Annotated in this window: 8 protein-coding genes and 4 tRNA genes; all 12 read left to right on the forward strand. The window is 43.5% G+C overall.

Annotated elements, in window-relative coordinates; genetic code table 11:
- Nucleotides 1-88: 88 nt before the first annotated feature.
- Nucleotides 89-415 (forward strand): H-NS family nucleoid-associated regulatory protein, encoded by a 327-nt coding sequence (locus tag FTU70_RS09080; RefSeq protein ID WP_004975751.1) that lies wholly within the window; start codon nucleotides 89-91, stop codon nucleotides 413-415.
- A gap of 162 nt (nucleotides 416-577) precedes the next feature.
- Nucleotides 578-1,318, forward strand: coding sequence for a type II secretion system protein N (gene gspN, locus FTU70_RS09085; RefSeq protein ID WP_096901906.1), 741 nt, complete (start codon nucleotides 578-580; stop codon nucleotides 1,316-1,318).
- Nucleotides 1,318-2,157, forward strand: a complete 840-nt coding sequence (locus FTU70_RS09090; RefSeq protein ID WP_167845711.1) for a type II secretion system protein N — start codon at nucleotides 1,318-1,320, stop codon at nucleotides 2,155-2,157. Before gspN ends, FTU70_RS09090 begins: the two co-directional genes overlap by 1 nt.
- Before the next feature lie 60 nt (nucleotides 2,158-2,217).
- Nucleotides 2,218-4,473, forward strand: a complete 2,256-nt coding sequence (gene gspD, locus FTU70_RS09095) for a type II secretion system secretin GspD (RefSeq protein WP_104852930.1) — start codon at nucleotides 2,218-2,220, stop codon at nucleotides 4,471-4,473.
- 69 nt (nucleotides 4,474-4,542) lie between these two features.
- The gene (locus tag FTU70_RS09100; protein WP_179996500.1) at nucleotides 4,543-5,193 is read left to right on the forward strand and encodes an FHA domain-containing protein; all 651 of its coding nucleotides are present in this window, start codon (nucleotides 4,543-4,545) and stop codon (nucleotides 5,191-5,193) included.
- 61 nt (nucleotides 5,194-5,254) lie between these two features.
- Nucleotides 5,255-5,926 (forward strand): phosphoglycolate phosphatase, encoded by a 672-nt coding sequence (locus tag FTU70_RS09105; RefSeq protein ID WP_004975764.1) that lies wholly within the window; start codon nucleotides 5,255-5,257, stop codon nucleotides 5,924-5,926.
- Between the two features lie 161 nt (nucleotides 5,927-6,087).
- Complete coding sequence (trpE, locus tag FTU70_RS09110) at nucleotides 6,088-7,581, forward strand: anthranilate synthase component I (protein ID WP_104852931.1); 1,494 nt, start codon at nucleotides 6,088-6,090, stop codon at nucleotides 7,579-7,581.
- A 98-nt stretch (nucleotides 7,582-7,679) separates the two neighbouring features.
- Nucleotides 7,680-7,755: transfer RNA gene (locus tag FTU70_RS09115), tRNA-Thr, on the forward strand.
- Between the two features lie 55 nt (nucleotides 7,756-7,810).
- A tRNA-Tyr gene (locus FTU70_RS09120) sits at nucleotides 7,811-7,894 on the forward strand.
- Between the two features lie 36 nt (nucleotides 7,895-7,930).
- Nucleotides 7,931-8,006, forward strand: a tRNA-Gly gene (locus FTU70_RS09125).
- 14 nt (nucleotides 8,007-8,020) lie between these two features.
- Nucleotides 8,021-8,095, forward strand: a tRNA-Thr gene (locus FTU70_RS09130).
- Nucleotides 8,096-8,243: 148 nt separating this feature from the next.
- A partial coding sequence (locus FTU70_RS09135) for a GTP-binding protein (protein ID WP_257222558.1) occupies nucleotides 8,244-8,586 on the forward strand: 343 nt, incomplete at its 3' end.

Below are 8,586 nucleotides of genomic sequence, written 5' to 3' on the forward strand. Positions count from 1 at the left end.
TTTTTATTGACGCTTCAGTTTGATAAAAATAGAATGAATCTGCTTAATTTAATAACTGAATATAAAAAGCATAGTTTTTGGAGTAAGTATGATGCCTGATATTAGCAATTTGTCTGTAGAACAGTTAAAGCGTTTACAAGCTGAAGCGGAAGCATTAATTGCCACGAAAAAAGATCAAGCAATTGAAGATGCCTATAATCAAATTTTAGCGATTGCAGACAATTTGGGTTTAAGCATTGAGCAGATTTTGGAAGTTGGCGAAAGCAAGCGTAAGAAAAGCCCACGTAAAACTGTAGCGCCACGTTATCGTAGCAAAATCAATTCTACAGATACTTGGACTGGTCGTGGTAAAAAACCACGCTGGTTAGTCGCTGAATTAGAAAAAGGCGCAAAACTTGAAGATTTTCTAATCTAAGCTTCATCAATTTGTCATTGATTTGACTTAGAGTTCAAAAACCAAGCAATACGGCTTGGTTTTTTTATCTGTATCAATTGGCGACGCCGAAAAAGTGTGCATAATGTGTGAGTGTTATAAAAAGTCATTCATAGAAAAATTAGTAAGGTTGGTCGTGGTGGCATGATAAAGAAACCCAAATACATCACGTGGTGGATTTTCGCCCTCATTGCATTTTTGTTTTTTGTGTTATTACAAATTCCAGCAGCGTGGTTAATTTCAAAATTTTATAAAAATAATCAGACCTTACATAATGTGAGTGGCAATATCTGGAAGGGGCAAGCCGATTGGCATAAGGGACAGTTACGTGGTTCTTTAAGTTGGAATACACGTCCTTTAGATTTAGTTTTATTGCGTGTCGCTGCCGATGTTGAAGTGCATAGTGGCAATACTAAACTCGAAGGCATTGTTGGCTATCGTTTTGGTAGCGTCTTGGTGCAATCTTTAGATGGGCAAGTTGCGCCAGAAACCTTAAAAAGTATTGTGGATTGGCAGTGGCCAAGTAATGCGATTCAACTCAAAGACATTCATTTGAATTTTAAAAAACAGCAAGGCTTCACCAAAGCCAAAGGACAACTGCAGTGGGCGGGTGGTGAATTGCTGTATCGTTTTGCTCAGCGCCAAGACCGTATGAATATCCCCGCGTTAAAAGGCAGTTTGTCCGATGAAAATGGCAAACTGTTATTTGATATTCGCGATCAACGTGAACAAAAAATGCTGAATATTGCGCTTGATCAAAGCTTGATGCTAGATGTGCAACTCACGCAACGCTTATTGATGAATATCGCCTCTTATGAAGGCAAAGCGGGCTTAGATACCTATGTGATCAGCACTCGCCAACCTCTATTAAAAGGAGGTTTCTAATGCGTACACTCTCTGAACGATTAGGGAATTTGCACTGGAAGCAGTTTGATCGTGCTGCGCCAGTATTTTTAGCTTTTTTGATTTTGTATCTGTGTTGGAAACTGGCGAGTTTATTTTGGTGGGTTGTTGCGCCGCCCCAAGTCATGCAAATTGATCGGGTGGAGTTGGGTTCACAGCAACCACAAATCCCGAATATTACCTCCTTTGCATTGTTTCAAGAACTTGGGCGCAGCAACACTGCCGATGATCAATTAAATATGACTTTGCAAGGTGTAGTGGTTGGGCAGCCGAGTCAGTTTTCTTCTGCGGTCATTAAAGTGAATGAGGTGGCAGAGCGTTACCGTGTGGGTGATGTGATTGATTTGAGTCAGTACCAATTGGCAGAAGTCTACTGGGATCGGGTGATTTTACGTCATAGCAGTGGCGCGACGCGTGAAGTATTGTTTAAAGGTATTGAAAATGGTTTAAATCAACCTATCGCACCTTTAATTCCAAGTGGTAATCAAGCTCCTGTAACTGCACCTACGCAGTCCGCACAACCGAATAATGCCATTGGACAGGCAGTGCAGCGCATACAGGAAGATCGCGAACAATACTTAAAAGAGATGGGTGTTGAAGCAAATACGGGCAATGGTTATGAAGTCACTACACGTACGCCTGCCGCTTTAAGAAATAAACTGGGTTTACAGCCAGGTGACCGTATTTTGTCTTTAAATGGTCAAAACGTTGGGCAAGGGCAAAGCGATGCACAATTGCTTGAACAGGCACGTCGTGAAGGTCAAGTGAGATTAGAAATAAAACGTGGTGATCAAGTGATGACCATACAACAAAATTTTTAAATGGATCGGCATCGTAACCACATGCAGAGACATATTTAGGGTTAGGAAACACAGTAGATTATGGCTTTATTGAATCATGAGCGTCCATTTTGGGCATTACTGGCTGCTGCACCGCTTGTTGCAATGGTGAGTACTGCAAGTCATGCGCAAACCTGGAAAATTAATTTACGTGATGCGGACTTAACTGCATTTATTAATGAAGTGGCCGATATTACGGGCAAGAACTTTGCAGTCGATCCGCGTGTGCGTGGCAATGTCACGGTGATTTCCAACAAAGCCCTGAATAAAAATGAAGTCTATGACCTGTTTTTAGGCGTATTGAATGTGAATGGTGTGGTGGCAATACCATCAGGCAATACCATTCGCCTTGTACCTGACAGCAATGTAAAAAGCTCAGGCATTCCCTATGATGGTCGTCAAAATGCGCGTGGTGACCAAATTGTAACGCGAGTGATTTGGCTAGAAAATACCAATGCCAATGACCTGATTCCTGCTTTACGTCCGCTCATGCCGCAGTTTGCGCATTTGTCTGCGGTCGGGGGCACCAATGCTCTAATCGTGTCTGATCGTGCCAGTAACATTTATCAGTTAGAAAGCATTATTCGTAACCTAGATGGTACGGGGCAAAATGACATTGAAGCGATTAGCCTGCAATCCAGTCAAGCCGAAGAAGTCATTGGCTTGCTTGAGTCGATGAGTTCGACAGGGGCAGCGAAAGATGTTAAAGGTTCGCGTGTGCGTATTGTGGCGGACAACCGTACCAATCGTATTATCATCAAAGGCGATACCGCAACACGTAAACGCATTCGTCAAATGATTGAAATGATGGATGTGCCTGCGGCAGATCGTTTGGGTGGTTTGAAGGTTTTTCGCTTGAAATATGCCAGTGCACAGAATTTAGCAGAAATATTGCAAGGTCTGGTTTCAGGACAGGCGGTGAGCAGCAGCTCTAATGCAAATAGCAACAGTAACAACAACAGTGCTAGTAATTTAAGCAGCACCAATAACAACACAGGTAATTCATCGACTATTTCCACCCCAAGTATTAATTTGGGTGGCAGCTCGAATAGCAACAATCAAAACAACATCACCAGTTTTAATGGTAATGGTGTCAGTATTATTGCCGATGGCTCGCAAAATGCTTTGGTGGTCAAAGCCGATCCGCAGTTGATGCGTGAAATTGAATCGGCCATTCAGCAACTAGATACCCGTCGTCAACAAGTGTTGATTGAAGCTGCGATTATAGAAGTGGAAGGTACCGATGCCGACCAATTGGGTGTGCAGTGGGCATTGGGCGATTTAAGCAGCGGTATCGGTCTAATTAATTTTGACAATATTGGTGCAAGTTTAAAAAATGTTGCTGCAGGCTATTTAACTGGTGGTGCAGCAGGCGCAGGCAGTGCGATTGGTGCAGGTACGTCATTGGTGTTGGGTGATTATCGTGAAGGTCGTGATGGTTCACGCAAGCTATATGGTGCGATGATTCAGGCCTTGAAGGAAAAAACCAAATCCAATTTATTGTCTACGCCATCTATTGTGACCATGGACAATGAAGAAGCCTATATTGTGGTTGGTGAAAACGTTCCTTTTGTAACAGGTTCATTATCTACCAATGGTGGTGTGGCAAATCCGTATACCACTATTGAACGTAAAGATGTCGGGGTTACTTTAAAAGTCGTGCCACATATTGGTGAAGGCGGAACACTACGCTTGGAAGTTGAACAAGAAGTGTCAGATGTCAAAGCCAATAAAGGTCAGGCGCAGGATTTAGTCACCAGCAAACGCGCAATTAAAACTTCTATTTTGGCCGAGCACGGACAAACCATTGTCTTAGGTGGCTTAATTTCTGATAACTCGGTTTATAGTCGTCAGGCTGTGCCAGGTTTGGGTGCTATTCCAGGGTTGGGGCGTTTATTCCGTTCCGATGGTCAATCTAATCAAAAACGTAATTTATTGATTTTTATTCACCCAACCATTGTGGGAGATAGTCAGGATATTCGCCGTATTTCGCAGCAGCGTTATAGCCAATTGTATAGCCTTCAGTTGGCAATGGATGCCGATGGTAGCTTTGCTAAACTGCCTGAGAATGTTAGCGATGTTTATCAGCAGCGTTTGCCTGTATCTCGAGTTGCGCCGCAAACAGGAACTTATCAAACCTTACCATCAGCAGTGTCTGCAAACCGCACAGCAACGGTGGTGAGCACCCCTGTTGCGATTGAGCCTGCGGTACAGCGCCAAAACGTAGTTTTGCCGCAGCAGGAAGTCAGCAAAACTAAAAATACAGTCACTACGACCACAATTCGCGCTACACCTTAATCGTATCCTGCGCAGATTGTGGTTGAGGGCATGTTATGATGTCGCCAAATCACACGAGAGAAGTTATTTATGACTTGGAAAATACAAGCAATTAGCGGTGAATTTACTGGCCAAGAAATTAGTATCGACCGTGATATGTTGGTGGGGCGTCATCAAAGTGCAGATTTGGTGCTGCAATCGGCAGAAATTTCACGTAAACATGCGGCTTTTTTACTTAAAGAACAAGCGCTGTATGTGCAAGATTTAAATTCTTCCAACGGCACTTTTGTAAATGATTTACGCATTGCCGATGAAACCTTACTTAAAGAAGGTGATATCGTCCAATTTGCCAGCTTAAAGTTTTCGGTACTTGCGCCTGCGGTTGAGTTAGAGCATGCGGTTGATGTTGCTGAAACTGCAGAAAAAGTCACAGCGCAAACAGAAAAAACACCTGCACAGCAAATGAATGAGCAGGGAATGCCTGAATTGAATCAACGTGACAGTTCTGTTCAATTAAACCGAGATGGTATGCCGCAAGGCGTGGCAGTGCCGAAACCAGCACCTATTCCAGAAGGTGTGGATATTCATGCAGTTCCAGCAGAGCCAAAACCTGTGCCTGTCGAGGAGCCTGTTTCTCGTGTGGAACAAGAGAAAGAACAGCAAAAAAATGCTTCTGTTGGCTTGATTTCACTGATTGTCTTGGTGATTTTGGCAGTTTTGGCTTGGCTATTGTTTAAATAAGCAGCCTTTGCTTTACAATCAAGGCATGCGATCGCATGCCTTTGTTCATTTAGGGGGAAGAATGTCTATTGCTCAGCTTGATACACGTCAAGTCATTTTATTTGATTTAGATGGCACTTTGGTCGATTCTGCGACAGATTTATACCGCGCCATGAACATGAGTTTAAATGCACTGCAACTGCCTTTGGTAACACTGGAACAAGTGCGAACTTGGGTGGGGAAGGGAACTGCGGTATTTTGCAATAGTGTCTTATCGCACTTAATGGGCGAAGTTCATCCTGAACAGCAACAACAGCTACTGAACACCTTCTTAGAAATTTATAATGCCGATCCGTGTATCGACACACAACCATTCCCGGGCATTATTGAATTTTTGGACTGGGCAAAAGCACAACAAAAAACCTTAGTTTGTGTGACCAATAAACCTGAACTACCTGCTCGTGCCATTGTTGAAGCATTAGAGATGCAACACTATTTTGCTGATGTGATTGGTGGAGATCGCTTTGAGGAGCGTAAACCACACCCGCGTCAATTGCTGCATTGTGTTGAACATTATCAAGTGGAGAAGTCTCAAGTCTTGATGATTGGTGATTCTTCTAATGATGTTGAAGCCGCGCGTCGAGCGGGGATTGATTGTATTGTGGTCAGCTACGGCTATAATCATGGTGAGCCGATTGCCAATTGTCAGCCGCAACAAATTGTGGATAATTTAACTGAATTGTTAAATATTTAAGATTCAAAAATCAAATAATTTTACGCTAATTGCTATATAAGGATATCAATATGAGTCAGGCTGTAATGCCCATATTTCGATGGCGACGCTAGTCAATCTACAACCGTCCTTCACTTCGTCTTATCGAAAACATTGCTACATCGAAATATAGAGAGCTTCACATGACCACTCTGACTCAATTTGAACAACTTAAAGCAGCAGGCTACAACCTCATTCCTGTATATCGCCAGCGTTTGGCCGATACCGAAACTCCATTGTCGGTATTTGCACGTTTGAAGCAGCATCAACAAGCCTATTTGTTTGAGTCTGTAGAAGGTGGTGAAAACTGGGCACGTTATTCAATTATTGGTTTGGGTGAATCTACAGTTTTCTCCTGTAATGCGGGTGAACTCACCATCCAACATGCTGACGGTTCAATCGAAAAACAAACTTGTGCACAGCCGTTTCAGTATATCCGCGATTTTCAAGCGCAATTTAAAGTGCCTACGCAAGCTGACTTGCCTGAATTGCCAAGCTTTACAGGTGGTTTGGTGGGTTATTTTGGTTACGATGCAGTGCGTTATATCGAACCGCGTTTAAAAAACGTGCCTGCAGCAGATCCAGTCGGTTTGCCTGATATTTGGATGATGTTGTCTAAAACAGTCATCGTGTTTGATAACTTAAAAGATACCTTGTTCTTAATTGTGCATGCCGATGCAGCGCAGGCAGATGCTTATGACAAGGCACAACAACAACTCGATGCACTAGAAGAAATTTTAGCAACCCCGATTAGTCTAAAAGCAGAAAAACATACGCCACCACATTTTGAATCGCTTACAGGCAAAGAAAAATTCTTGGCGACCATTGATACCGTCAAAGAATACATTCGTGCAGGCGATGTTATGCAAGTGGTGCCTGGACATCGCATGGTGTCAGATTTTGATGGTGAGCCGTTACAGGTTTATCGTGCTTTGCGCCATCTCAACCCATCGCCGTACTTATTCTTGGTACAAGGCAAAACTTTGGGCGATGATCAGCCGTTTCATATTGTCGGCTCATCACCTGAAATTTTATCGCGTTTGGAAAATGGTATTGCCACTGTGCGTCCTTTAGCAGGTACACGCCCGCGCGGTAAAACCAAAGAAGAAGATTTGGCACTTGAGCAAGATTTGTTGTCGGATGAAAAAGAAATTGCCGAACACTTAATGCTGATTGACTTGGGGCGTAATGATGTCGGGCGTATCGCCAAAATTGGTAAAGTACAAGTGACTGATCAAATGGTGATCGAGCGTTATTCGCATGTCATGCATATTGTGTCCAATGTGCAAGGTGAAGTGCGTGACGATGTCGATGCTTTGGATGTTTTTCAGGCAACTTTCCCTGCAGGGACACTTTCGGGTGCACCAAAAATTCGTGCCATGGAAATTATTGATGAAGTTGAGCCTGTAAAACGTGGTGTTTTTGGTGGTGCTGTTGGTTATTTAGGCTGGCATGGCGAAATGGACATGTCGATTGCGATTCGTACCTGTGTTATTCGTCAAAATAAGGTCTATGTGCAGGCAGGCGCAGGTCTAGTTGCGGACTCAAATCCTGAATCTGAATGGAATGAAACCCAAATAAAAGCTCGCGCAGTGATCAAAGCGGTTGAATTATCATCAAATGGATTGATTTTATGAGTTTTTAGCGTTTTTTTTGAAAAAAACACTTGCACGGATTTCAAGTTTTGCTAAACTGCACACCGTTCCGATACGAAACGTACGAAACACTAAGAAACGCCGGCATAGCTCAGTTGGTAGAGCAACTGACTTGTAATCAGTAGGTCCACAGTTCGAATCCGTGTGCCGGCACCATCTTAGGGAGTTTGAGTTGTTAAGTAAAGAACGAACACTGAGTAAGTGTGAAAATGGTGGGATTCCCGAGCGGTCAAAGGGAGCAGACTGTAACTCTGCCGCGTAAGCTTCGAAGGTTCGAATCCTTCTCCCACCACCATTAACTTCGATAGAAGTGGTAATTACCAACATAGATGCGGGAGTAGCTCAGTTGGTAGAGCGGCAGCCTTCCAAGCTGCATGTCGCGAGTTCGATCCTCGTCTCCCGCTCCATCGAAGGATTTGTCGCTCTTATAGCTCAGTGGTAGAGCACTCCCTTGGTAAGGGAGAGGTCTCGAGTTCAAATCTCGATAAGAGCTCCAGATACAGTTTAGCGATTATTCGCACAAGATTTTCAAAAAGCAGGCTTATTAGTCTGCTTTTCAAGTATTAGGTGTCTAGTTTTTTAGGCGATATGTCGGGGCAGAGTTTTACTCAGCATTGTGTTCGACGTAAACGAGGAAGATGAACATGGCTAAGGCTAAGTTTGAACGTAATAAGCCACACGTTAACGTGGGCACAATCGGTCACGTTGACCATGGTAAAACAACTTTAACAGCTGCGATTGCTACAGTATGTGCACGTAAGTTTGGTGGTGAAGCGAAAGATTACGCTGCTATCGACTCTGCACCAGAAGAAAAAGCACGTGGTATTACAATTAATACTTCTCACGTAGAATACGACTCCCCAACTCGTCACTACGCGCACGTAGACTGCCCAGGTCACGCCGACTATGTTAAAAACATGATCACTGGTGCTGCTCAGATGGATGGTGCGATCCTTGTTTGTTCAGCGACTGATGGTCCAATGCCAC

Source organism: Acinetobacter sp. YH12135 (genome assembly GCF_013418565.1).
GTDB classification, from domain to species: Bacteria; Pseudomonadota; Gammaproteobacteria; order Pseudomonadales; family Moraxellaceae; genus Acinetobacter; species Acinetobacter towneri.

Coding starts and splice junctions, on each gene's coding strand:
- gspN (WP_096901906.1), top strand. CDS start 578: ATGATAAAGAAACCCAAATACATCACGTGGTGGATTTTCGCCCTCATT.
- FTU70_RS09080 (WP_004975751.1), top strand. CDS start 89: ATGATGCCTGATATTAGCAATTTGTCTGTAGAACAGTTAAAGCGTTTA.
- trpE (WP_104852931.1), top strand. CDS start 6,088: ATGACCACTCTGACTCAATTTGAACAACTTAAAGCAGCAGGCTACAAC.
- gspD (WP_104852930.1), top strand. CDS start 2,218: ATGGCTTTATTGAATCATGAGCGTCCATTTTGGGCATTACTGGCTGCT.
- FTU70_RS09100 (WP_179996500.1), top strand. CDS start 4,543: ATGACTTGGAAAATACAAGCAATTAGCGGTGAATTTACTGGCCAAGAA.
- FTU70_RS09105 (WP_004975764.1), top strand. CDS start 5,255: ATGTCTATTGCTCAGCTTGATACACGTCAAGTCATTTTATTTGATTTA.
- FTU70_RS09090 (WP_167845711.1), top strand. CDS start 1,318: ATGCGTACACTCTCTGAACGATTAGGGAATTTGCACTGGAAGCAGTTT.